The organism is Lacibacter sp. H407, assembly GCF_037892605.1.
In the GTDB taxonomy this organism is placed as follows: domain Bacteria; phylum Bacteroidota; class Bacteroidia; order Chitinophagales; family Chitinophagaceae; genus Lacibacter.
Genome location: NZ_JBBKTU010000001.1, coordinates 1,996,334 through 2,021,403 on the forward strand (window position 1 = coordinate 1,996,334; position 25,070 = coordinate 2,021,403).

Consider the following 25,070-nt stretch of genomic DNA (forward strand, 5'->3'; position numbering starts at 1 on the left):
TATAGGTTGTAAAGAAAAGAAAATTGTTACAGAAGCAGGGCGAATTTTTTTATATGTGTCAAGGAAACGCAAAGGATTCCTTTGCTGCTGCCATTCCATCAGACGAGAAAAATTTCCCTAAGGCTACTGCATCAAGTATCTTGGTCGGAATTTTAACCTTCTATTGCGTAAATTATGGCTGCTGTTAAAGTATCGGGCAATATCGTTGATCTTTTCTCAAACAAAATAAACTTTGGACAACTTACTATCGAAGCGGGCAAAATTTCGACTATTGAGGTAATTGAGCCAGGTGAAAAGCCCGGAGAACCATACCTTCTGCCAGGCTTTATTGATAGCCATGTGCATATTGAAAGTTCGATGCTGGTGCCGTCTGAATTTGCAAAACTGGCGGTGGTGCACGGAACAGTAGCAACTGTTAGCGATCCACATGAAATTGCGAATGTATGTGGTTTGGCCGGCGTAGAATACATGATTGAAAACGGCAAGACGGTTCCCTTTAAATTCAATTTCGGAGCACCCAGTTGTGTGCCGGCTACTGGCTTTGAAACGGCAGGCGCCGTATTGAATGCAGCTGATGTGAAAGCGTTGCTGCAAAAAGAGGAGATCAAGTACCTGAGTGAAATGATGAATTTCCCGGGCGTGTTGTTTAGCGATGAAGAAGTGATACAAAAGATCGCTGCAGCACAAGCATTGGGCAAGCCGGTTGATGGACATGCACCGGGATTGAGAGGTGAAGATGCGAAGAAATATATTGCTGCGGGAATAAGTACCGACCATGAATGTTTTACCAAAGAAGAAGCACTGGATAAGTTGAAATATGGAATGAAGATCATTATCCGGGAAGGAAGTGCAGCCAAGAATTTTGAAGCACTGGCTGAACTCATCGATGAGTATCCCGATATGATCATGCTTTGCAGCGATGATAAACATCCGGATAGTTTGGTGGAGGGACATATTAACCAGCTTTGTGCCAGAGCGGTCAACAAAGGTTTGAATGTGTTCAATGTATTAAAGGCTGCCTGCGTTACTCCGGTGGCACATTATAAATTAGATGTGGGATTGTTACGTGAAGCTGATGCAGCTGATTTTATTGTGGTAGATGATTTGAAAAACTTCCATGTTCAACAAACTTTCATCAATGGTGAATTGGTTGCAGAGAACGGGAAGTCGCTCATCGTCAGCAAACCATCATCTGTGATCAATAATTTTCAATGCGATGAAAAAACAATCACTGAATTTGAATTTCATCTCAACAAATTTGGCAATGCCGATGCAGAAAATATTGAGCAGGTGTATGTGGTGGAAGCAATGGATGGACAATTGATCACCAACAAACTGATCGTTCCCATTACATCCTTTACTGTTGCAGAAGAGATCATCGAGGCAAATACAGAAAAGGATTTTCTCTACATGGTAGTGGTAAACCGTTACAACAATTCACCGGTGGCAAAGTGCTTCGTTAAAAACTTTGGATTAAAAAAAGGCGCCATTGCTTCTTCTGTTGCACACGACAGTCATAATATTATTGCAGTAGGTGTTGATGCTGAAAGTATTTGCCATGCAGTTAATTTGATTATTCGTTCAAAAGGGGGAGTAAGTGTTGTAAACGAAGCAAGCCAACAACTGCTGTCATTACCGGTTGCCGGTTTAATGAGTGCAGATGATGGTTATAAAGTAGCCGAAGCTTATAGTAACATTGATATGGCAGCGAAGGAACTGGGCTCTGCTTTGGCCGCACCATTTATGACACTTTCGTTCATGGGCTTGCTGGTAATACCACATTTAAAACTGAGCGACATGGGCTTGTTTGATGGTGATCGTTTTCAATTGGTTTAATCACATGGAAGTTGATTATATTAGTAACCTAAACCTTTTGTATGCGTAAGTTTCTCGGCATCTTTTCATTGATCATTGTTCTTGTACTCGGGATTTTTATTTTCTGGCGTTATTATTATGTGTTTGGTGAAGGTGTAAAAGCCGGGGAATTAAATTACATGGTGAAGAAAGGCTATGTTTTTAAAACATACGAAGGCAAGTTGATCCAATCGGGATTGCGTTCCCGTACACCCGGCACCGTGGCGAGTTATGAATTTGAATTCAGCGTAACCAACGACAGCATTGCCAATATTCTGATGCTCAATAGCGGCAAAGTATTTGAACTGCATTATAAAGAATACATGGGTACAATTCCCTGGCGTGGACACTCCGTGTATGTAGTTGATAAAATTATCAACATGAAAGATGAATAATCTTCATGTTTGTTAAAAGCCCTGCTGAAACTCAGCAGGGCTTTTTTGTTTTTTTTTACTTTGATGTTCGTAAGTACGCATGTTTATACTCATTACTGCGTAAAATTTTGAGCAGATCCTTTTCTAAACTTTCAACCGGGTATTCAACAATACGATTCAGTTCAACTCGATTCTCTAACACAAGCAGCGTAGGTACCCGCAGAATATTCAGTCCCTGTTCTTCATGTGTTGGACTTTGCTTGTAAGCCGTATCATGATTGCTCACCATGATTAATCGGATCTGTTCAGGTTGTACACCACAATACTCCAGTACTTTGTACAAACGGGGAACTTCACGTTTGCTGTCGCCACACCAGGTGCCGAGGAAAATTACAAACTCACGGTTACTGATATGCTCTTTGATGTTATTGGCAACAACAGTATCGATCCTGTAATTCGTATAAGTTGGTACAAACCATGATGCAAACGGTTCCTGCATCAATGCTTCTTTTGTACAGCAACCAACCAACATGGGGTTGCCGTTTCTGTCTTTCACTATTTGATTGAGTGGTTGTGCAATAGTGAATATTGCACATACAAGTATGCTGATGAAAAGAATGAATCGTTTCATAAAAATGGTTTTAAAAGAAAGAAATACATGTAACCCTTACAGATCATGCAATTGCCTTAATGCAATAGCAAACAGATCCCGTACAGGAAACAAAAATGAAAATCATAAATGGAGAAACGATCAGCAGCGGGGTGGTTGCAATACTTTCTGCAAATGGCCGCTCAGTTGTTGCGGTGCAGTAATGTTTATGTAAACGGGGTTGTAATTCGTAACGATCGCCGGCGTTTGCAGCGATGTATGATCAAAAAATTCTTCTGTATAATTTTTTAAATGATGCTGATGAAACGGAAGTGCAGGATTCTGATCATTAGCTGTGGGTTGAAGTTTGGTATCACAACCACAATCTTTTGTTGATTCAATAACTGCAGTGATGCGGCATTCCATATAATCGATCATCTTCCCATATTGAAACAGGAAGAACACAGACAGAAAAAATATAGGATAGATTTTTTTCACTTGCGGGTTAAAGATAAACAGCTTACAGCTGAAATGCAAGCTTAGTACAATTTACTCTTCATCAATCCCCATTTGCAAAGACGATAGATCACAGACACCTTCAAACAACCAAGTCCATACTTCATACTGCGGCTGAAGTTGATGCTGCTGGCTTCCTCAAAATATTTAGTAGGGCAGGTTACTTCGCCGATCTGGTAACCTTTGTAAAAGATCTGTGAGACCATTTCATTGTCAAAAATAAAGTCATCATCGCAGGCATCCAGTTTTACTGCTTCAAGCACTTCTTTACTAAATGCACGGTAGCCTGTATGATATTCTGATAACTTTTGACCGAGTAATATATTTTGAGTAAGCGTTAAAAAACGGTTGGCGATATATTTGTAAACGGGCATACCACCTTTCAATGCACCGTTTCCTAAAATGCGACTGCCGAATACCACAGGATACACATCGTTGCCAATAATACTCGTCATGGCATGGATGAGTTGTGGCGTGTACTGATAATCGGGGTGCAGCATGATCACAATATCGCCGCCCAGCTCCAATGCTTTTTTGTAACAGCTTTTTTGATTACCGCCGTAGCCTTTGTTGTTTTCGTGGCTCACAATATGTTTGATGCCGAGTTCTTTTGCTTTGGCAACGGTCTCATCTTTACTGGCATCATCTACCAATACCACTTCATCCACAATATCGAACGGGATCTCGTTGTACGTGATCTCCAATGTTTTTGCGGCATTGTAAGCCGGCAAAACCACCACTACTTTTTTGTTGTTGAACATGCGATAAAGCGATTTAAAGGGGGCAAAGATAATGGTAAGTACGAAGTAAGAAATACGAGGTACGAAAACTCCGCCAAGCTTGCCCGACTCAAAGTCAATTAATAAAGCGGCTGCATCTACCTGAAAAGATCGAAATGTGTACATGAATGTTATGAAGTTGAATTGGACGTTCGAATGTTTGGTAGCTATGAGCTGTGCCGCCTCCTCTCTAAAGGAGAGGAGGAAGGGAGGTGAGGTCTTGATGCCTTGAAAACAGAATGCACAAGTGAGTGACACAACAGACGATGCCCAAAGTTCTGCTGCCGGAACCCAAATCTTCGCATTTCCGCCTTTAGGCGAATGGGTGTACATTTGCTGCCCGAAATAAAGTGAATTATGTTTCAGAATTTAAGTGAACGTTTAGAGAGTGCGTTTAAAAATATTAAAGGCGAAGGCCGTATTACTGATCTCAATATTGCGGCAACCGTAAAAGATATCCGCCGTGCATTGGTAGATGCCGACGTAAACTATAAAATTGCCAAGGACTTTACCGATACGGTGAAGGACAAAGCGCAAGGCGCCAAAGTATTGCTGGCGGTGAACCCCGGTCAGCAAATGGTGAAGATTGTGCAGGATGAGCTCACGGAATTAATGGGCGGCACCGAAAGTGAGCTTGATCTGAAAGGTTTGCCTGCGGTGATTCTCATCGCTGGTTTGCAGGGTAGTGGTAAAACCACCTTCAGCGGAAAACTTGCCAATTACCTCAAAACACAGAAAGGAAAATCGCCTTTGCTGGTGGCGGCTGATATTTACCGTCCGGCGGCCATTGATCAATTGACGGTGTTGGCGGGGCAAATTGGTGTGGATGTGTACAGCGAACGGGAGAACAAAGATGCCGTTTCCATCGTGCAGAACGCTTTAAAAGAAGCAAAAGCAAAAAACAAGAATGTAGTTATTATTGATACGGCCGGTCGCCTGGCGATCGACGAAGTGTTGATGAAGGAAGTGGCTGATATTAAAGCTGCTGTTAATCCCAACGAGATCCTGTTTGTCGTAGATAGTATGACGGGTCAGGATGCGGTGAACACGGCCAAAGCTTTCAACGACCGACTGAACTTTACAGGTGTTGTGCTCACCAAACTTGACGGTGATACCAGAGGTGGTGCGGCGCTCTCTATTAAATACACGGTGAACAAACCAATTAAGTTTGTGAGCAGCGGAGAGAAGATGGACACGCTCGATGTATTTTATCCCGATCGTATGGCCCAGCGTATTTTGGGCATGGGTGATATTACCTCACTCGTGGAAAAAGCACAGGCGCAGTTTGATGAAGAGCAGGCCAAAAAGCTGGAGAAGAAGATCCGCAAAAACCAGTTCGATTTTGAAGATTTCAAACAACAACTGGAGCAGATCAAGAAAATGGGTAACCTGAAAGACCTGATGGGCATGATTCCCGGTATGGGCAAAGCCATGAAGGATGTGGACATCAGTGATGATTCGTTCAAAGGTGTGGAAGCGATCATCAATTCCATGACACCACAGGAACGCAGCAACCCAGACCTGATCGATCAAAGCCGCCGCAAGCGAATTGCAATGGGCAGCGGAAAAGATATTGCCGAAGTAAACGCATTTATGAAGCAGTTTGAGCAAATGAAACAGATGATGAGCATGATGAACAAAATGCCCATGGGTGGCCGCATGATGCCAGGAATGGGCAGAAGGTAAAATTTAAGTTAAGAGATTGGAATTTTGCACTTTTGCCTGTACATTTGCTGTTCTAATTTTAGTTAACCTTTATTTATTCACGCATTTAAATTTTAATTTACGATGCCAGTTAAAATCCGACTGCAAAGACACGGGTCTAAAAAGAGACCTTTCTATTTCATCGTAGTGGCCGACGCAAGAGCCCCAAGAGATGGAAAATTCATTCAGAAAATTGGTACTTACAATCCTGTTACAGAGCCTGCTGTGATCCAGATCGATCGTCAGAAAGCTTTGGAGTGGTTAACAAAAGGAGCACAGCCAACTGATACAGTTCGCAAGATCCTTTCAACCAAAGGTGTATTGTACCTGAAACATTTGTTACGTGGTGTAAGCCTCAATTTGTTCGATCAGGCTACTGCTATGGAAAAATTCCAGGCATGGCATACTGAGCACGAAGCAACTGAAGCGAAGAAAAGAGAAGAAGCACGCCGTAGCCGTTTCAAACAGCGCAGTGGTGGTAACTACCAACGTCGTCCGATGGCCCCAAGAAGGCAGGAAGGTGGCGAGTCAGAAGCACCAGCACCGGCTGCAGGAGAATAATTTTAAATTAGTCTTCATAAAAGTCCCCCGCATTTTTGCGGGGGATTTTTTTATGCAATCGATTTGCCGCAAAGGCTCGAAGACAGGAAGAAACACAAAGGGCTTCTCCACTTAGCGCCTTTGTGACTTAGTGGCAATAAATTATTTTCCGGGCTGTATTGCTACTATTGAGCAATTGTTGCGTCGCACTCTTGTACGTCTGATTTTCAAATCATCAATTCTTAACTACTGACAGGGTTGCGACCGCTGCCGGGGTTTTCTTACCTCGTACTTCCTACTTCTAACTTAGTACTTAACAATATCTTTGCCTTATGGAACAATACTTCAGCATTGGACAAATACTCGGCACATTCGGATTAAACGGAGAAGTGGTACTCAAACATAATTTGGGTAAAAAGACATCACTCAAAGGATTGGAAGTATTATTTATTGAAGAAGCGAAAGATAAATTTCTTCCTTACTTCATTACCGGCACTAAGATCAAGAACGAAGAGGAAGTATACATTGCCATTGATGGCATCAGCACCAAAGAAGCAGCAAAAAAACTGTCGCCGAAAAAAGTGTGGTTGCGGGAAGAAGATTTTCACAAGCAAGCCGGTAAAACTGCACCTATTTCATTGATCGGTTATATGATGATCGATGGCACCAAAGAACTGGGCAATGTATTGGAAGTAATTGAACAGCCGCTGCAGATCTTATGCAGATTGGAAATTGAAAGCAAAGAAGTATTGATACCGCTGCACGAAGAAACCATCCGCAGCATTAATCATAAAAAGAAACAGGTAGTAGTGGAATTGCCGGATGGATTGCTGGAAGTGTATTTAGGATAAGTACGAAATACGAAGTTAGAGGTACGGGCATCTTGTATTTTTAAACTCTCTCATAAATTAATTACACAATCAGCAAATGCTAAATCGCTTTTTCTTTTTTATCACACTTTTATATTCATCAACAACATCCGTTGCTCAAATCAAAGCAGAAGAAAAAATTTTTCCACTGGGCATTATCCGGCAACTGCATTCAGTTGAGTTAAATGAAAACCGTACACTCAATATTTATTTGCCAGAAGGATACAATAACGATTCCAGCTATCCTGTTATTTATCTACTCGATGGTTCTGCTGACGAGGATTTTATTCATGTGGCGGGGCTTGTACAATTCTATACATTTCCATGGGTGAATGTATTGCCCAACTCAATTGTGGTGGGTGTTGCCAATGTTGATCGGCGAAGAGATTTTACATTTCCTACAACTATTGAAAAAGATAAAATGGATTTTCCTACAACAGGCGGCTCCGAAAAGTTTATCCGCTTTCTTGAAAAAGAATTACAGCTGTACATCAATAGTTCATTCAAAACAAATGGTCACAATATGCTGATCGGTCAATCGCTGGGCGGTTTGCTGGCAACTGAAGTATTATTGAAAAAGCCGGACTTGTTTTCACAATATGTAATTGTAAGTCCTAGTTTGTGGTGGGATAAAGAATCGCTGCTGAAAACAAAACTTACTTCGTTTAAAAGGAAAACAACAGTATACATCGCCGTCGGTAAAGAAGGTAAGATCATGGAAGATGATGCAAAAGCATTACATGAACTATTAAAAGTAAAAGGCAGTAATCTTTCGTTGAAGTTTGATTTCATCGGCAACAAAATGCATGGAAACATTTTTCATCAGGCGGTGGCGAATGCGTTTGAGTTTTTGGGAGAGGTGAAGTAAGCTTACTTGTGAAAATGATTCAATTTTGGGAGTCGTCATTTCGACGAAGGTGAAATCTCTACTTAAGTAAAATATTTAAATTCTGTTAACCCGATCAAATAACCACAACTTGATTTTCGAGAGATGCCTCCTGCGTCGGCATAACGACAGTTTGAGTAATCCGTGTATCGTGACTTTTACTATTTCAACTTCTTTTTGATCGCCTTGGCATTCTTCCAATACCTGCTTCCTTCTTTCACCTTCTCTGCATATTGTTTTGCTTTGTCATTCTGTTGCAAATGATACGCACTCAACGCAGCAAAGAAGTTGGCATCTTCAGCATAAACCGATGTGCCGTTTGCCAATGTCTCAAACAAAGGCAATGCCTCAGGATATTGTTCTGTTTTTAGCAGACTGATGCCGAGGTAAAAATCAACCGTTGCATCGGCGGGAGCAGTTACTTTTAATTTTGTAAAAGCCATTGCAGCTTCTGCATACTGTTTATTATTGAAGAGTTGTGCGGCTTTTGCCTTTTCATCTTCTGTACCACGTACAATGGCGCCGGGCATATTATCAATGCTGTATCCATCCGGTGAAGTGCCCGGCAATGCAAGCATCAGGATCAACACAACTGAAGCGGCAGCGGCCAGCATATACATCGTCCGCTTCATCGTAAACACCTTTGCTTTTTCTCTTTTAAAGTATTGATGTGTAAGCGGATCAAGAATTTGCTTCAGCTCCGGTAGTGTTTGTTCGGCTTGCTGATGTTTGCCTACCGTACTGTTGAGTAAACGATATGCGTTTACCTGCTCCTGCAATTGTTTGTTGCTGCGGAGTTCCTCTTCAAACCGTTGCTGTTCTTCAGCAGTCAGTTCGCCGTTGAGGTAGGCATCAATATCAGAGTACGTGTAGGTCATGATACAATTTCTTTAAACCGTGAATGATTACGTACCAGTTCTGCCAACTCACCCATGCAATTACTTTTCCGTTTACGGTAGTATGCATACGTCATACCTAGCTCTTCTGCAATTTCTTCCTGCGGTTTTTTCAGCAGACTTTTTAAGATCACTTCTTTGCAATTGCCCATTTCATCGAGCACTAACATAACGAGTTGTTCTTTTTCTACCTGCACCACATGTTCGGAAGCACCAGCGTTGGCATCACCCGGTATATGAGCATATGCATCTTCCTCGCCGTTTGTTACCACAGTGAGCGAAGTTTTTTTCGTTTTGTTGATGAATTTGCGTTTGCAGAGTAATAACAGAAACGCTTCAAACGGACAGGTAAGCACAAACTGTTTGTCGTTCGCCAGTTTATAAATGTCAATCAATGCTTCCTGAAACACATCACCGGCATCATCTTCACTGCAGCCACGGGAAAGCAGGTAAGCCTTCATATTGGGTGCAAATCGTTGATAGATATCACTGATGAGCCGTTGATCGTGATGGAGCAAAGCAGTTATATATTTCTGGTCGGCGTGCAAGGGCAATGGTTTAGTAGTTGGTTAAAAATAAGATTTTTATATTTAGGGTAACAGATGCCTCGCCTTATTGATATACACCTGTATCATCATGAAAAAAATAATCGTCCATATTGTCCTCCTGTTTGCATGCTTTACTGCTTCGGCACAAACCGACACCTCGGTTGTGGTTCAGCAGAAAGAAAACAAGGTGGCTTTTAAAGCGGGCCTGCCGCCGTTAACGCAAATACCCGGCGCTCCTAAACCTTTCTATACTTATTTATGGGATTTTGGCGATGGGCATTTCAGCACTGAAGAAAATCCGGAACACATTTATGCAAGAGAAGGAGATTACGAAGCAGTTTTATATGCAGTGAATAATTATGATGATGGCAAGAAGCCCGGCCGTAAACCAAAAAAGGTAGCGGTGAAGCAAGTGAACAAATCCTATCTCGCAACAATATCGCCATCGGAACAGAATTTCTTTAAGGCAAACGGTTTTTTTGAACTGAAGTATAACTGCATGGCCAAGCCCGACGATACAATGGTTTTGATGGCCGGCTGGAAAAACGATGTGGCAGTAAATGGCAAAGTGTATCTCTTCATCAACGAAAAACAATTCGGACAAAACAGTTTTGATACAGCAGGGTTTCGTTTGTACAACGATGCTGCCTTGATCAACGATAAGAATGCAATTGCTGCTGTTCGTCCGTTTGACAATCTGTTACTCACAAGTAGTGGTAGTCCTGCATCAAATTTTAAAGAAGAAAAAAAGTTCAGCGGTGCAGAAAGCAAAACGTTTTTGATGAATACATTGAAAGGATACAGCAATGTATTTGCAGTGGATATAAAACAGGCAACTACGGATGCACAGTTCATGTTCACGAATTTATATGTAACACCGGGTATGATCAAGGATACAAATGCCACCATCATCATTACCGGTTTATTTGTGCCTGATACCGGTGGCGTGTACATGCACCAGCTAAACATTCCTATTGTTACGTCGCATGATCCCAACAAGATGAATCTGAAACATGGTCGATTGAATTACCGCACGCTCAAGAAAAGTAAATCGCTCAGTTATAAGATCCGTTTCCAGAATGATGGTGAAGGTCCGGCACGAAAAATTAAACTGGCTATCACACTTCCTTCTGCAATGGACCCACAAACGATCAGCATCAAAGACATGTCGCCTTATTGTTTACCCTGCGATAGTGTGCCCACAAGAACGGGTTGTTGGGAGTTGGTCACCAATAAAGACAGTGCGGCATTTATCTTCAACGGTATCTATTTACCGGGCACCAATCAAAAAGGTGTGAATGATAAAGACAGCACCAAAGGTTTTGTGGAGTTTGATGTAAAAACAAAAAAGAAATTAGATAACCTTCCGTTTAAAGGAAGAACAGCTATTTATTTTGATAAGAATGAACCCGTAATTACCAATTTCGCTACAGGAAAATTCAAACCTGCACTTTCACCAATTATAATGGCGGGTTATGAAATGAACCTCGGTGCTAATGGTTTGAGTGATGGTGTAAATGTTGGTGTAGGTATTGCCAGGCTTGCACCTTACAAACCTTATTTCCAGTTTGAGTTATTCGGGAAATATTATCAAACCACTTCGGCTCAGCAAACATTTCAACGACAAGGTGTGGTTGTGATCGATGGAAAGAATTATGATTACCGTGGTTACCGAGAGCAAATGCAATCACGTATCACTCGTATCGGTTTAGTGCCGCTGCATCTGCGTTATAATTTCAACGATCTGTTGTCGGCTGGTGCAGGTGTTCGTGTTGATGCAGACTTTGCAGGTTCAATTGATACAAGCCGCACTTATCTGTTAAGCAATTTCAATGGACAGGTGAACTTCCCGTACGATCTGAAAAGAAATGCTTCGATAAAAACATTCTCCAATGCGCAGTTTCTTCCCTTTGTTGATGTGCAGTTTGGCAAAGTGCGTCTTGGTCCGCAGATAGGCACCCGTTTTTATTATGGCGGAACAAACCGATCTTATCTCTATTTTTATGCATCCTGGCGACTGTAAGAAAATCATATCGACGATCCATTAATCAACTGCTCATTCCGTGCAGCTTGGTATTTCTTTTCTTATTTTTTTCGGGTGATGAAAAGCCTTCTCAAAAAGCAAGATGGGTAGAAGTATATCAACCCAAGGATCTGTTGCAGGCGTATCTTGAAAAGCTGTATGATCTTACAGATGAACAGCCATTCTATCTTTCCAACAAAGCAGATTCTCTTGAACAAACCTTGTGGCGCAAACCAAAGTTGAAAGAAGAGCGAATTGCTTATCTCGATTTTGTCTTAAATATCGCTTATCATTTACTACAGCAGGGACAAATACAAGCAAGTACACGTTGGTATGAAAAAGGATTGAACTATCAACAAAAACAAAATATTTCCTACGAACAGGAAGAATACATTGTTAAGCCGCTTGGCAACAATTATGTTCGGCTGGGTGATTATGATAAAGCAGTGGCATTGCAGCAAACGGCCATACAACAGGCAACTACAGGAAATAAATACGAACTGCTTCCATCTTTATATAGCAACCTTGCGATCAGTTATTTCTGGTTAGGAAATTATACAGCTACACAGGAACAGTGCAACAACGGATTGCAATATGTTTCATTTCAAAAGACCATCACCGGTTTATTGTACAATGTAAAAGCCGATGCATTTTATGCAGCAGGCGATAAAGACAGTTCATCTTACTACAATCAAAAAGCAATTTCCTTTTATAAATCAGCTGATGCTGCAGATGCCGATGCTTCCTGGATAGTGAGTGCATTGCAATTATCTGCAAAGCTTCTGGCCGATCAAAAGCAATGGAAAGCAGCCGTATTGAAATTGCAGAATGCAGAAAAAATATTAGAACAAACTTATCCCGACAGCAGGCAACGGGATAAAGCTAAATTGAAAGCGGAAAAAGGAAACTTATTCCTGCAGTTAAACCAAACCGATAGCAGTACACGCAATTTTAAAGAAGGGTTACAATTTTTCTCCATCGACAACAAGGGCTTCTTTCCTGATCATACGGTCACTGCTTTGTATGAGGGACTTGCCCGTTCGTTCAAACAACTGCAACCCGACAGTAGTTTGTATTATTACCAGGCTGCAATTGCCAATGATTATTACTGCAACCAATTGATCAGTTCATCAGCAAACAGTTTGCAGAGTAGTATAAACAATGATGCAATGCATGAAAAAGCGATTGCATTTTTCCAGGAACGTTATCAGCAAACAAAAAACATTCTCCTGCTTGAACAGCAATTGTGGTTAATGGAGTTATCGAAGGGAAGAAAGTTGCTGAACGAGCAAAACCGCAGCAGGCAATGGCAACAGGATAGCACGCAAAACAACCGTCAACAACTATTTGCTGAGTTGCGTAACGATTACTTATTATTAGCAGAGGCAAAAGATGTAACAATCAAATCGCAGATCAGCGAACGGATACGTCAGCAGGAGCTTGAATTGGGGTTGCAGGAAAACAGGTTTGCACAATTACTGGAACTACCATCGTTTGAAGTTTTTCAGAAGAAGCTAAGAGAGGTAACATCCACCAGTTCGTTTGTGAGTTATAGTTTATCTGGAGATTTTTTCCATGTGCTGTTTGCAGCAAATGGAAAAATACAAAGTGCAACAATTTCTGCAGCTTCAATGGTGCAACAGGTGGATTCATTTATGCAGGTCTATTTTTCATACGGTTCATCTGCATTTGCCAATAACCCGGCTGCTTATTTTACAACATCAAATCAACTGCTAAAACAGTTGCTGCCTTTTGAAACAGGTAATCAACCGTTGATCGTTTCTGCTGACGCAATATTACATCGTTTGCCTTTTGAGGCATTAAGTGTTGATGGAAAACAACAATTTCTTGGTGAAGCAAATGCAGTAAGCTATGTATATTCATTTCTGCAGTATGTACAAACAACTAAAGACAATAAGCAAAAATCGCCTGTTACAGTTTACACTTTTTCACAGCAACATGCTGGATTTACAGCTTTGCCTAATTCGGTTTTAGAAGCAAAGCAATTGCAAAAAGAATACAAAGCAACAGTAACTGCTGCAACATCAACAACTGAAGCTGCATTTACGCAATCAATTCAATCATCTTCTGTTTTGCATATCGCCTCGCATGCGGTGGCAGACAGTGCTCAACAACCATATCTTGTTTTAAAGCAGAAGTTTTACCTGGGACAGTTGCAATATATTGTTACAGCTTCACCCTTGGTAGTATTGACTGCCTGCGAAACGGCTGCCGGTTCATTGCAGGATGGGGAAGGCGTTGCAAGTATTGGAAGGACTTTTATCAGCAAAGGAGTGAAGGCTGTTGTTGCAAGCAGATGGAAAGTGGATGATGCGGTTGCGCCGGTATTTATTCACTCATTTTATTCTTCATTGCAACAACAACATTCACCTGTTACAGCTTTGTATGAAGCAAGAAAACAATACCTGCATAACACAACGAATCTTGCGCAGAAAGATCCTTTACTATGGGCCGGCTTCAGTTATATAGGAGTTGACCAGCAGATCGAATTGCAAACATCTTCTTTCAATTGGTATTGGTTGGTGCTCCTGTTAATATTTCCAATTGGTTTTCATTTGTTCCGAAAGTTGAAGCAATAGTTTTTGTAGCACAACGAACACAGAGGGTTTCACAAAAAGTACAAAGCTTTGTGTACTCCGTGCTTCCTTTGTGCACTTAGTGATACCTGTTTTTGAATGATACATGGAAGATCAGGTGTACAAGTGAGCGACGCAACAACAGCTCCATAGAAATCCGACAGCCTGTTACCCAAAAATATTCCTCCTCCAATCTTCTTGAAATCAGCGAGTTAGAAAAAAATTGAAAATTTATTTCCCAAACTGGGTAACAATCTTTCACTGCTGCGGATATACCTGCAAACAACAAACAAAAACAATTAAAACTTCTTATTATGAAACAGTCAATCTTCTCAACTATCGCCATTGCAGCAGCTATCAGTTTTACTGCTTGTAAAAAAGAAAATAAAACAATGGTACTGCCACACGTATTCGAACAAAAAGTAAAAACCTTCTTCGATGCCAACGCACCAAAGTATGAAGCGTTTACGATCGATGCATCAACAGGTGGCATGTTATTAACCAGCAAAGGCACAAAGATCAACTTCCCCGCAAATGCATTTAAAAAATCAAACGGACAAATTGTGACCGGAAGTGTAACTGTACAGGTAAAAGATATTCACCAGGCAAGCGATATGCTGTTAGGTAACAGACCAACAGAAGCAGGTGGACAAATGCTGGTCTCTTATGGTGAGATGACAGTAAAAGCAAATCAAGGTGCTGATGAATTACAATTGAATGCACCTGCGCAGGTAGTAGTGCCTGCTGCACCAAAAGCTGGGGCTAACGGACAGTTCTTACGTGAAGTTCCTATGTGGAGTGGCGATAGTGCTGTTACTTATTCGATCAATGGTAACGATCATGAAAATCTTCCCGTAACACTTTCACAAACCGGTTATGTGCCACGTGGCATCAACTGGGTACAGAATGGAAGCTTTGCGGTGAATAATAACAATGGTACATCTACTTTCAACCTTGATAGTCTTGGTGTATGGCGCAACTGTGATGCGTTGATGGGTGACCCACGTCCGAAAACAACAGTGCTTGGTTATTTCAGCAACCAGTGGAACTCTGCAACAAGTACAAGCTATATGGGTGGTGAACCAAGCATGCTCTTCTTTAAAGTGAAACAACAAAACACACTGGTGAAATTGTATAACAAGATCGTGAATGCACCAGCAGGTAAAGAAGGATTGTTAAGTTACCAGAACAGTTTCCCGATCGGTATTGAAGGTACATTCCTTGCCATCACTTTTAAAGACAATAAAATTTATGCTGAGATGCAGGATGTAACAGTAGGTGCGCCTGCAAGTGGTAAAACATATTATGGTGTAACATTTAACCTCACCGAAGTAACCGAAGCCCAGTTGCTTTCTCTGATACAACAATTGAATACTAAGTAAGGTCCGTTGTTCATCCGTCGAAAACATCTGTACTATGAAACAAAGTCCCTCAGCAATGGGGGACTTCTTTATTTAAAATCACTTCTGATAAAGTCAACCAACAATTTCATTCTGAAATAGAGATTACTGATCATCAACGGTACATTGTTTTTCAGTTGGGCAACAGAACCGTTATTCATTTTTTTTAGCAACTTCAGCTCCACGATCTTTTCATCAATTTTATCGATCAATCGCTCTGCCGTCCAGCCAATATATTTTTTATTTCGGTCGTCGTAAACATGGTAGGGCTCAATACCACCTGCCTTCAGTTTCTTGAAAGCGAAATTATCTTTTACTGCTTCCTGAATGGCATCATTGCTCAGCAGATCAATGATGGTATCGGGCGATACTTCATTGAGAAACGCATTTTTAAAAATGTTGAGATTGTTGCGCAGTTCCATCAACACCTGCTTCTTCAGCACATCATTTGTTTTTGATTGCTTGTGCAGAAAGGAGATGAGGTTATCTAAAGGTGCAATGCCGCTTTTCAGCCAATCGAGGTTCATGAACTAAAATTATGGGTTCATTTCTGAATTGCAAACCCTCTGTTTAAAACAGGCAAAAAAGAAAAGACCACTCTTTAAAGTGGCCTTTGATCATCGAATCAGGAAAATGATTTATTGTTTTTGAAGTACAATAGTGGCACTGGCATTTAGTTTTCGAATGATGGATACTCCGTTTTCAACAATCGTTTCATTCTGTGTCTGCTTCATCGTCAGCGTAAGCTTGTTGCCTTCAAGTTTGTATTTCAGACCACCCGGAACAACTGCATTAGTAGGGCTACCCTGCACACTAATAACACCTCCGCTTGTAAAATAAAGTGAATCGGATCCTTGTTTTGTATAAGGGGCACTTGAATTTGTAATCGGTACTACAGCAGTAGTGATTGTATCAATATGATTCAGCAACTGCCCATCCAGATAAACATCCATTACGAGTTTGCCATCTACACTATACGTTATGTTTTTACCAATAAATTCAGTTGCAGTAATTGTATATGTTCCCGATGCAGTTTTTGATGTATAGCTGTAAAGGCTTATGCCAACATATTTCATTCCTCCTAAATCAAAACTGTCTTTTACATTCGAAGAGCCGGCAATCGAAATAAGCCGCCAATCTCCACGTATATCAGCGCCGGTGCCGGAAGTTGGCGTAGTGCCATTCGTATCAATTGATTTTTCTTTTGTACACGAACTGATTAGAGTGATGAGTAAAAGAAATAAGGGTGTGATTTTCAACAATTTCATGAGATACTATTTGTTGCAAAATAACCTTTTTTTCAATGTCGTATCTTGCTGTTTCATAACCGTGTAGAATTGGCACATAAACGTATCATAGCACATTTCGATCTTGATACATTCTTTGTATCAGTTGAGCGATTGAACGATCCTTCACTCATCGGCAAACCTGTGATCGTTGGCGGTACAAAGGAAAGAGGCGTAGTGAGTACTTGCAGTTATGAAACACGTGCATTTGGTGTGCACAGCGGTATGCCGATGGCGCAGGCGATGAAACTTTGTCCGCATGCAATTGTTACGCAGGGTACACGTGGCGATTACAGTCGCTATTCACGTTGGGTTACCGATATTATTGCAGCAAAAGCACCACTGTTTCAAAAAGCATCGATCGATGAGTTTTATATTGATCTTACAGGTATGGATCGGTTCTTTGATCCGGTGAAATGGACAGTTGATCTTCGACAGGAAATCATTGATACCACACAATTGCCCATCTCGTTTGCGATGGCGTCCAATAAACTCGTTGCAAAAATTGGAACCGATCTGGCAAAGCCCAACAATTATATTGTTGTTGAATATGGAAAGGAAAAAGAATTTTTAGCGCCGCTTCGTGTGAATAAAATTCCGGGAATAGGAGAGAAGGCCTATCACACATTACTGGATCTGGGTATTGAAACAATTGGCGATCTGCAAAATGTAAATCCGGTGATGCTGGAACAACAGTTGGGCAAGCATGGGCGGGATCTGTGGCTGCGTTCGCAGGGCATCAGCAGTAGTGAAGTAAATGCGTATCATGAATCAAAATCGATTTCCAGCGAAAATACGTTTCATGAAAACAGAAACGATCTGCCGTTTCTTGAAGCTGAGATCGTTCGCTTAACAGAAAAAATTGCACATGAACTGCGGCAGGAAAATAAAATGGCGGGTTGTGTATCCGTAAAGATCCGTTACCCCAATTTTGAAACACAACAACGCCAGGCCTCTATTCCGTATACGTTTTATGATGATGAACTGATCTACAATGCAAAGCAGTTATTTCATCAACTCTATAAAAAAGGACAACCGGTACGTTTGCTAGGGGTTAAGTTAAGTGAGTTAACCGACGAAGCTTCGCAAACAAATCTATTCCAGGATGTGCAGAAAAAAAATGAACTATACAAAGCCATTGATCAGGTAAAAGAACGTTTCGGGAAAGCGTTACTAACAAAAGGTCGCAATGCCAAACGCAAAGCAGAAGACAATGAATTGCCCGGTGTTTCCTAACTGATGTTCGTGGGGTAAAATTTTTGCCTATTAAGTCTATCTGATAAGTAGGGAAATGTTATATTTGTCACTCAAATTTTATTGTTCACTTTTTTAATTCTGTTTTATGAGTTTACGTTTAGGTGATGTAGCGCCGAATTTTCAGGCAAAAACAAGCATTGGTGATATAGATCTGTATGACTACTTAGGTGATGGCTGGGGTGTTTTGTTTTCGCATCCTGCAGATTATACACCTGTATGTACAACCGAGCTGGGAAAAACAGCTTTGCTGAAAAGTGAGTTTGAAAAACGTAATGTAAAAGTATTGGCGTTAAGTGTAGATGGACTGGATCGTCACAAAGGCTGGATCAGCGATATCAATGAAACACAAAACACAAGTGTTGAATTCCCGATCATTGCTGATGAAGACAGGAAGGTGGCGAATTTGTATGATATGATTCATCCCAATGCATCGGAAACATTTACCGTTCGTTCATTGTTCATCATTGGTCCCGATAAAAAAGTAAAACTGTTTATTACATACCCTGCTTCAACAGGCCGTAATTTTTATGAAGTGTTGCGTGTAATTGATTCATTGCAGTTAACAGCAAATTACAGTGTAGCAACACCAGCCGATTGGAAAGAAGGAGAAGATGTAATTGTCGTACCTGCAGTAAGCACAGAAGCAGCGATCGAAAAATTCCCCAAGGGCGTAAAAGTGATCAAACCTTATTTACGTTATACTCCGCAACCCAATAAGTAAGTTTAAGAATTGGTTAATCGAATCTGATTTTTGCAATAGAAAGCCCCTGATTTATCAGGGGCTTTTCTTATTGATTTCTTCGTGCGTAGTATTTGTTTGCAGCGAGTAGCTTACAGCTTTATTTGATCCATTTCTCAAATTGTTGCAACAAGGCTTTCAGATCTTTTGATACCGGCGCTTCTAATTCAACCCTTGTGCCATTGGTATCTCCAAACGAAAGCTTCCACGCATGTAAAGCAAGGCGGTTGAGCAACGGTCGCTCTTCATCTTCTGCTTTTGCTAATTTGAATTTTTTCCGTTTGATGGAAGAAAGTAAAATGGGTGCAATACTTCCATATACATCATCGCACACAATTGGATGACCGATATGTTTCATGTGTACACGTATCTGGTGCGTACGCCCGGTATGAATTTGAAACTGCAGCCAGGAGTATTGTCCATGTTCTTCCAATACTTTGTAATCGGTAAGCGAAGCTTTGCCTTTTGTATTGATAACGTAGGTGCCTTTTTTTACAGAGTGTTCCATAATAGGCGCATCCACACTTCCTTCCTTATTCATTAAAATGCCATTCACCAATCCCAGATAAAATTTTTCAACCGTACGGTCTTCAAATTGCTTCGAGAGAAGTTTATGCGTTTCTTCATCTTTTGCAAATACGATCAAACCGCTTGTGAATTTATCTAACCGGTGAACGATCCATACTTTCCCGTATTTTTCATTCAACCAATCTTTCAACGATGGTTCGCTTTGCATACGATCAGGTATCGACAATAAACCCGATGGTTTGTTCAGTGCGATCCAATGATCCGTTTCGGCAATGATCTCCACTTTATTCTTCATCTCTGTTCTTGCCATTTTTTTCTTCTTTCTTTTTTACAAACGACTTATTGAGGAACTTCAGCAAACGCACTTCTTTTTCGTTGAGGTAGCGCCATTTGCCACGGTCCACATTTTTCTTTGTAAGATTGCCGAACAGAACACGATCCAGTCCCTTCACATCATAACCAAGCGATTCAAACATACGGCGTACGATGCGGTTACGTCCACTATGAATTTCAATACCAATTATTTTTTTATTTTTTGGATCAGCATAGCCTAGAGCATCCGGCGCAATAAATCCATCTTCCAGTGTAACACCACTTAATAATTTTTCAAAATCACGTTTCTCCAGATTTTTGTCCAATGTTACCTCGTACACTTTCTTTACCTGGTAGCTTGGGTGCGATAGTTTTTGGGTGAGTTCGCCATCATTGGTCAATAAAATTACACCAGTTGTATTTCTGTCTAAACGGCCAACCGGATAGATGCGTTGTGTAGACACTCCTCTCATCAGATCCATAATGGTTCTTCTTCCCTGCGGATCTTCTGATGTAGTAATATAATCTTTCGGTTTATTGAGCAGAATATAGATCAGCTCTTTTTGAATAGTGATCTTTTTGCCGTTTACTTTCACCTCATCTTTATCAGTTACTTTATGACCGGGTTCGGTGATCACCGTTCCGTTTACTACAACCGTTCCTTTCTTGATCACTTCGGCAGCTTCTCTACGGCTGCATACATCGCAATGTGCGAGGTATTTATTCAATGGCATTTCGCCAGTTGTATTTTCACGTTTGAATGTAACCGGTTGTGCGGGAGTTTGTGCTTTGGCAGCAGCAGGTGCATCTTTTTTCTTTATGCGTGTGTCCTGTGCCCGATAGCTGTTTTCTTCTGCTTTCTTTTTGGCAAAATATTCGTTCTTTTCGGTTCTTGCCTTTTTCTTTTCCTGACGGAACTCTTCTTTCTTTTGTGCGTTGGTTTTCTGACTTTGAAAATTGCCGAAGCTGCTTTTTGCCATGTTTGTTGAATTTGCTGTTTTGCAACAGGATGAAGCGCAAAGGTAACTGAAATGCGTTAGGGCGGGAAATGTGTATGAAGTCTGTACTGTGAATGATAAACAGTCATTAGTTTTTTATACGATTTTTCCTCTGGGTGTTGAGTTGGCAATCTCCTGCTGCCCAAACGGTTGCACTACCGCTCATCCATTGAAACAGTAACATCCTACATTTCAAAAATTATATTGCAGGAATTATTGAAACAACTCGTCAAATTGATCTATGAAGCATGTACTTGTGGCCCTTTTTTTATTGATTACGGATCTACTCGCAGGGCAAACACCTAAAACACTTTATTTCGATCCGGCTTCCACCGTGGGTGCCCCGGCATCAAGGTTGTTTGAAAACATCACGTATATACCGCTTGAAACAACCAAACAAAGCCTCTTCGGACAAATCAGCCGGTTGGTGGTAACGCAGCAGTATTTCATCATTTTTGATTTCGATACACAGGGCCTTTATTTTTTCGATAAGACCGGGAAGTTTATTAAAAAGTATAAAGATGATAAATACACGATTGCATCGATGCAATTGATGGAAAAAGAGAATGCCCTTTATTTGTTGCAGATCAACCGAAACTACCGGCCAACTGAACAGGAACGTGATGAACTTGTTCGAAATCCGTTTTCAAAAAGCAGTATGAAATACGGACGATCGGTTTTTTATAGCCTGGCTGATATTGCGAAAGAGCAGATCACGGTAATTCCTGATTTTACAATTGCAATGACCAACCCCAATTACTTTGCTCCCAATCATTGGGCTTACAGTATGGTACTGGCCGATAAAAGCGCAAAAGATTCTGTTGACTATGAATTAAAACTATCTGATGGCAGCAAAACAACGGGTGCTTATTTTCCATTTGCCAAACGCACATCATCTTATTTAGCTGATCCGGGAAATATTGAATTTTATACTACCGGCAAACCGGGTACATTGTTCTTTACAAGGCCTTATTATTATACTATTTATCAATTAACTTTTGACAGCGTAACACCACTCTACAATTTTGTATTGCCATTTGAGAATACAGTGCCCAAAACTTTTTTTACAACTGATTTCAGTCGAAACGAATTGCGTAGTTACAAGCAATTAAATCCGGCATATGTTTGGCGCATCAATGGCATTGTACCAATTCATAACTATTTATTTTTCTCACTGGATTATCAAAAACGTGACCGCCGTTTTTTGTTTGATAAAAACAGCAACCGCTTTTATAACGTCAATAAAATTTCGGCCGACAGTGCCAATGCGTTTCTGCCGGTAATGGGTTGGGGTATTCAGTACCACGACAATACAACTCTGTACAGCAGTATTTCTTCTGATGCAATGTTCCGTTCGAGAGATGCAGAAAAACACAGAAACCCTGTGTACACCGACGTATTGAATACTTATTTCGAAAAAAGTAAACCATCATCCAACCCTGTTATCATCATCCTGAAACCATCTGCAAAAACCAAATGAAATTTATAACCATCCTGCTGTTGCTGTTACCTTGTCTGGCTATTTCTCAGGAAAAAACAAGTGTTGTCGGTGGAACTGTTATGGGTATCGTGAAAGATTCTGCCAATGATTATGTACTTGAATCTGTTACTGTACTTGTCTATAAGAAAAGCGATTCTACTTTACTCAATTATCAATTGACCAATACATCGGGTGAATTTAATTTTCAAAAATTACCGCTGAATGTTTCTTTGCTGATAAGCCTTACGTCATCAGGCTACGGATCCTTTTCAAAAACGATCAAACTTGATAGTGTAAACGCATTGTATAATTTTGGAACGATTCAACTTGGTACCAATTTCAAAAACCTTGGAGAAATCGTTATTGAAGCAGTATTGCCGATCCGAATGAATGGCGATACGTTGGAAATAAATCCGGCAGCATTCAAGCTAGATTCAAATGCAGTGGTGGAAGATATGCTGCGGAAAGTGCCGGGTATTACATTGTGGGGTGATGGTACGGTAACGGTAAACGGAAAACAGGTAACCAATGTATATGTAGATGGCAAACCTTTTTTTGGGAACGATCCAGCAATTGCTACACAAAATCTTCCGAAGAATGCGATCGAAAAAATACAGGTGTACACGGAAGAAGACCGGACGAAAACCGCAGCAGAGCGAACTGCATCTGATTCGTTACTTACAATGAACATTAAGCTAAAAGAAGATAAGAAGCGTGGCTATTTTGGAAAAGGTGGTGCGGGCATTGGCACTGATAAACGATTTGAAGCCGACTTTGGCTTACAGGCATATAATAAAAAAACAAGGCTTGGTCTTGGTGGTGCTATTAACAACATCAATAAAAGTGTGGAGAATCTGCAATCCTTATTGGGCGAAACCACGTTCCGCAGCTTTAATCCACGCAACAGGTATGTGGCAAATTTTGGAGGAAGAGGAATTAGTAATACCTATTTTCTTGGAGCGAATGTACAGCACAGTTTTCTTGAAACCACCAACAATCAACAAACGAACCAGTTAACCTTTGATGTGACTGGCCGTGGTAGTTTGACGAATATTTTTTCGCAGTCAGATGCTGAGACCAGTGCAGGTGGTAATTCCTTTTTTAAATCATCCCAGCGTAATACAACAACGGAAAATGATTCAAAAACATTTGCAGTAAATTATAATAAACGGGATGTTGACCGGGATATCAATGTTGTTGCATCATTGGCCGACTTTATATCCAGAACCAGTTCAGGGGGCGCTACTATTACTGAAAGCGAAGACAAAGGCCTTGTGAGCGAAAGCAACGAATCGTCTGAAGCAGAAACGAAAAACCGCAGCTTACACCTGGGTGCTAATTTTCTGAATAAGGATAGTGATGAACGAAACCTGAAAAGTTTTTCATTGCGGTTCAATACAACTTATAGTGAAAGTGAGAATGTGCGAAATACGTTAAGTGATTTTGAATCGTTTGAGAATCCGGCACGAAATACTTCATTTAATCGATTGTACAACACCAACTCCAGTAACTGGAACAACTCAATGAATGTTACATATAATGCGCTAAAGCGATTGCTGTTTGGAAGCAATAATCTCTGGAATATCAATATCCGGCTTACAAATAACATTACCGTCAGCCAATCGGACCTACGGTATAATGTAAGCGATTTTGATTCTGTTGGAAAATTCTTTACGCCCAATACAAGCATCACCAACCTGCATAAACATAACAGGGTAAGTGAAGAGCCGGCACTTAATTTATCAAAGTCGTTTACAAAGCGATTATCCAACCGTTATACACGTGCAATTACCATTTCCACAAATCTTGGTGGACAGTTTTTATGGGAAAAAGATCAGTCAAATTTCAACAAGCGTAATTTGAATCGGAATTTTTCATTCTTTACACCAAACACAAGCCTCAACTATTATTATCAAAAGGCAAATGGGTATAATATCAATGCAGCTATTTCGCACAATAAAAATTATTCGATCCCCGGCCTCGATCAATTGTTTCCTATTATTGATAGTGCCAATCTTTATTCGTTCAACTATGGGAATGCGTTTTTAAATCCATACAGCTCAAATAACTTTGGCGTTAATTTCACCTATAACAGAGGCAATAACAGAAACAAAAAAGCGGATATTAATTTTGGATTGAATGGCAATGTAGGCATTGTAAAAGATGATATTGCCGATAGTAGTTTTTACGATGATCTGGGCCGGAAAAATGTTTACCTCATCAATATTGACGGTCGCAGAAACTGGAACATCGGTGGCAACATCAACACCTCAATACGTTTGAACAAAAAGAATGTGTTGCAGTTTTCTTATAACGGATCGATCAACAACAGTCAATCGCCCAATTATATTGATGATATTTTCTCGGTTTCCCGTTCGCAGAATATTAATAACTCGCTGGGAATATATTTTGCACTGGGCGAAATTGTGAACTTCTCTGTTTCACAAGGTGTGAATATGAGTAACAGTATACAAACAGGGGCCAACCTGCGTTCGTTTAAAAACACCAACTATGTAACGGGTGCAAATATTAATCTTCAGTATCCGAAGGATATGACTTTCAGCAACACGTTGAATTATGTAAAGAATAATACAACTAACCAAAGCTCGGCTCTTTGGAATGCGTTTATCAGCTATCGTTTCTTTAAAGCCAAACAACTCGAGGCGAAACTTTCAGCGATGGACATTTTACGGCAAAATCAAAACATCAATATCGGTTCAAGTAATAACACCGTCACTACTACGGTTACCAATGGGCTGCAGCAATTTTATATGTTGACGATTTCATATTTCCCCCGCAAGTTTGGCGGAGCAACGGGTGGCCGACGTACTGGTGGAAATGGGACCGGAGGCAGACCCGCTGCCAGCAGGAACAGACTGTAGTCAAAATAGCATC

22 protein-coding genes are annotated in these 25,070 nt (G+C 40.7%); 13 read left to right on the plus strand and 9 right to left on the minus strand.

The genetic code is table 11. From position 1 onward, the window contains the following. Positions 1–174 precede the first annotated feature (174 nt). Positions 175–1,836 (plus strand): adenine deaminase, encoded by a 1,662-nt coding sequence (gene ade / locus WG989_RS08675; RefSeq protein ID WP_340428720.1) that lies wholly within the window; start codon positions 175–177, stop codon positions 1,834–1,836. A 41-nt stretch (positions 1,837–1,877) separates the two neighbouring features. Next, positions 1,878–2,249, plus strand: a complete 372-nt coding sequence (locus WG989_RS08680) for a hypothetical protein (protein ID WP_340428722.1) — start codon at positions 1,878–1,880, stop codon at positions 2,247–2,249. 55 nt (positions 2,250–2,304) lie between these two features. On the opposite strand, the gene WG989_RS08685 is transcribed toward WG989_RS08680, so the two are convergent. From WG989_RS08685 to WG989_RS08695, 3 genes are all read right to left on the minus strand, one after another. Then, a complete protein-coding gene (locus tag WG989_RS08685) occupies positions 2,305–2,859 on the minus strand; it encodes a thioredoxin domain-containing protein (protein ID WP_340428723.1) in 555 nt (184 codons plus the stop codon). Positions 2,860–2,979: 120 nt separating this feature from the next. Next, the gene (locus WG989_RS08690; protein WP_340428724.1) at positions 2,980–3,315 is read right to left on the minus strand and encodes a hypothetical protein; all 336 of its coding nucleotides are present in this window, start codon (positions 3,313–3,315) and stop codon (positions 2,980–2,982) included. Between the two features lie 41 nt (positions 3,316–3,356). Beyond that, positions 3,357–4,238: a glycosyltransferase family 2 protein gene (locus WG989_RS08695; RefSeq protein WP_340428726.1), complete on the minus strand. Its 882-nt coding sequence runs from the start codon at positions 4,236–4,238 to the stop codon at positions 3,357–3,359. Between the two features lie 231 nt (positions 4,239–4,469). Between WG989_RS08695 and ffh the strand changes: the two genes are divergently transcribed. From ffh to WG989_RS08715, 4 genes are all read left to right on the plus strand, one after another. Then, on the plus strand, positions 4,470–5,798 hold the full coding sequence (ffh, locus tag WG989_RS08700; RefSeq protein WP_340428728.1) for a signal recognition particle protein: 1,329 nt from the start codon (positions 4,470–4,472) through the stop codon (positions 5,796–5,798). Positions 5,799–5,900: 102 nt separating this feature from the next. Then, positions 5,901–6,377 carry a 30S ribosomal protein S16 gene (gene rpsP, locus WG989_RS08705; protein WP_340428729.1) on the plus strand — a complete coding sequence of 159 codons (477 nt, stop codon included), beginning with the start codon at positions 5,901–5,903 and terminating at the stop codon, positions 6,375–6,377. Positions 6,378–6,688: 311 nt separating this feature from the next. Beyond that, positions 6,689–7,207 (plus strand): ribosome maturation factor RimM, encoded by a 519-nt coding sequence (gene rimM / locus WG989_RS08710; protein ID WP_340428731.1) that lies wholly within the window; start codon positions 6,689–6,691, stop codon positions 7,205–7,207. Between the two features lie 76 nt (positions 7,208–7,283). Then, positions 7,284–8,093, plus strand: a complete 810-nt coding sequence (locus tag WG989_RS08715; RefSeq protein ID WP_340428733.1) for an alpha/beta hydrolase — start codon at positions 7,284–7,286, stop codon at positions 8,091–8,093. 179 nt (positions 8,094–8,272) lie between these two features. On the opposite strand, the gene WG989_RS08720 is transcribed toward WG989_RS08715, so the two are convergent. Together WG989_RS08720 and WG989_RS08725 are read right to left on the minus strand one after the other, a co-directional pair. Then, a complete protein-coding gene (locus tag WG989_RS08720) occupies positions 8,273–8,989 on the minus strand; it encodes a hypothetical protein (protein WP_340428734.1) in 717 nt (238 codons plus the stop codon). Then, positions 8,986–9,555 (minus strand): RNA polymerase sigma factor, encoded by a 570-nt coding sequence (locus WG989_RS08725; RefSeq protein WP_340428736.1) that lies wholly within the window; start codon positions 9,553–9,555, stop codon positions 8,986–8,988. Before WG989_RS08725 ends, WG989_RS08720 begins: the two co-directional genes overlap by 4 nt. A gap of 88 nt (positions 9,556–9,643) precedes the next feature. Between WG989_RS08725 and WG989_RS08730 the strand changes: the two genes are divergently transcribed. From WG989_RS08730 to WG989_RS08740, 3 genes are all read left to right on the plus strand, one after another. Then, positions 9,644–11,578, plus strand: coding sequence for a PKD domain-containing protein (locus WG989_RS08730; RefSeq protein ID WP_340428737.1), 1,935 nt, complete (start codon positions 9,644–9,646; stop codon positions 11,576–11,578). A 47-nt stretch (positions 11,579–11,625) separates the two neighbouring features. After that, complete coding sequence (locus tag WG989_RS08735) at positions 11,626–14,178, plus strand: CHAT domain-containing protein (protein ID WP_340428738.1); 2,553 nt, start codon at positions 11,626–11,628, stop codon at positions 14,176–14,178. A 311-nt stretch (positions 14,179–14,489) separates the two neighbouring features. Further along, positions 14,490–15,557 (plus strand): hypothetical protein, encoded by a 1,068-nt coding sequence (locus WG989_RS08740; protein ID WP_340428739.1) that lies wholly within the window; start codon positions 14,490–14,492, stop codon positions 15,555–15,557. A 68-nt stretch (positions 15,558–15,625) separates the two neighbouring features. Here WG989_RS08740 and WG989_RS08745 read toward each other — a convergent pair whose 3' ends face one another. Then, the gene (locus WG989_RS08745; RefSeq protein ID WP_340428740.1) at positions 15,626–16,102 is read right to left on the minus strand and encodes a hypothetical protein; all 477 of its coding nucleotides are present in this window, start codon (positions 16,100–16,102) and stop codon (positions 15,626–15,628) included. A 111-nt stretch (positions 16,103–16,213) separates the two neighbouring features. Further along, positions 16,214–16,843, minus strand: a complete 630-nt coding sequence (locus tag WG989_RS08750; RefSeq protein ID WP_340428741.1) for a hypothetical protein — start codon at positions 16,841–16,843, stop codon at positions 16,214–16,216. 45 nt (positions 16,844–16,888) lie between these two features. Here WG989_RS08750 and dinB point away from each other — a divergent pair, with 45 nt between their 5' ends. Next, positions 16,889–18,097 carry a DNA polymerase IV gene (dinB, locus tag WG989_RS08755; RefSeq protein WP_340428742.1) on the plus strand — a complete coding sequence of 403 codons (1,209 nt, stop codon included), beginning with the start codon at positions 16,889–16,891 and terminating at the stop codon, positions 18,095–18,097. A gap of 106 nt (positions 18,098–18,203) precedes the next feature. After that, on the plus strand, positions 18,204–18,839 hold the full coding sequence (locus WG989_RS08760; protein ID WP_340428743.1) for a peroxiredoxin: 636 nt from the start codon (positions 18,204–18,206) through the stop codon (positions 18,837–18,839). Positions 18,840–18,957: 118 nt separating this feature from the next. Here the strand turns inward: WG989_RS08760 and WG989_RS08765 are convergent, their stop codons facing one another. Both WG989_RS08765 and WG989_RS08770 read right to left on the minus strand, forming a co-directional pair. Further along, positions 18,958–19,695, minus strand: coding sequence for an RluA family pseudouridine synthase (locus WG989_RS08765; protein ID WP_340428745.1), 738 nt, complete (start codon positions 19,693–19,695; stop codon positions 18,958–18,960). Continuing rightward, positions 19,670–20,677 (minus strand): pseudouridine synthase, encoded by a 1,008-nt coding sequence (locus tag WG989_RS08770; protein ID WP_340428747.1) that lies wholly within the window; start codon positions 20,675–20,677, stop codon positions 19,670–19,672. Before WG989_RS08770 ends, WG989_RS08765 begins: the two co-directional genes overlap by 26 nt. Before the next feature lie 259 nt (positions 20,678–20,936). Here WG989_RS08770 and WG989_RS08775 point away from each other — a divergent pair, with 259 nt between their 5' ends. Together WG989_RS08775 and WG989_RS08780 are read left to right on the plus strand one after the other, a co-directional pair. Beyond that, positions 20,937–22,175: a 6-bladed beta-propeller gene (locus tag WG989_RS08775; protein ID WP_340428748.1), complete on the plus strand. Its 1,239-nt coding sequence runs from the start codon at positions 20,937–20,939 to the stop codon at positions 22,173–22,175. Beyond that, on the plus strand, positions 22,172–25,057 hold the full coding sequence (locus tag WG989_RS08780; RefSeq protein ID WP_340428749.1) for an outer membrane beta-barrel protein: 2,886 nt from the start codon (positions 22,172–22,174) through the stop codon (positions 25,055–25,057). Before WG989_RS08775 ends, WG989_RS08780 begins: the two co-directional genes overlap by 4 nt. Positions 25,058–25,070 lie beyond the last annotated feature (13 nt).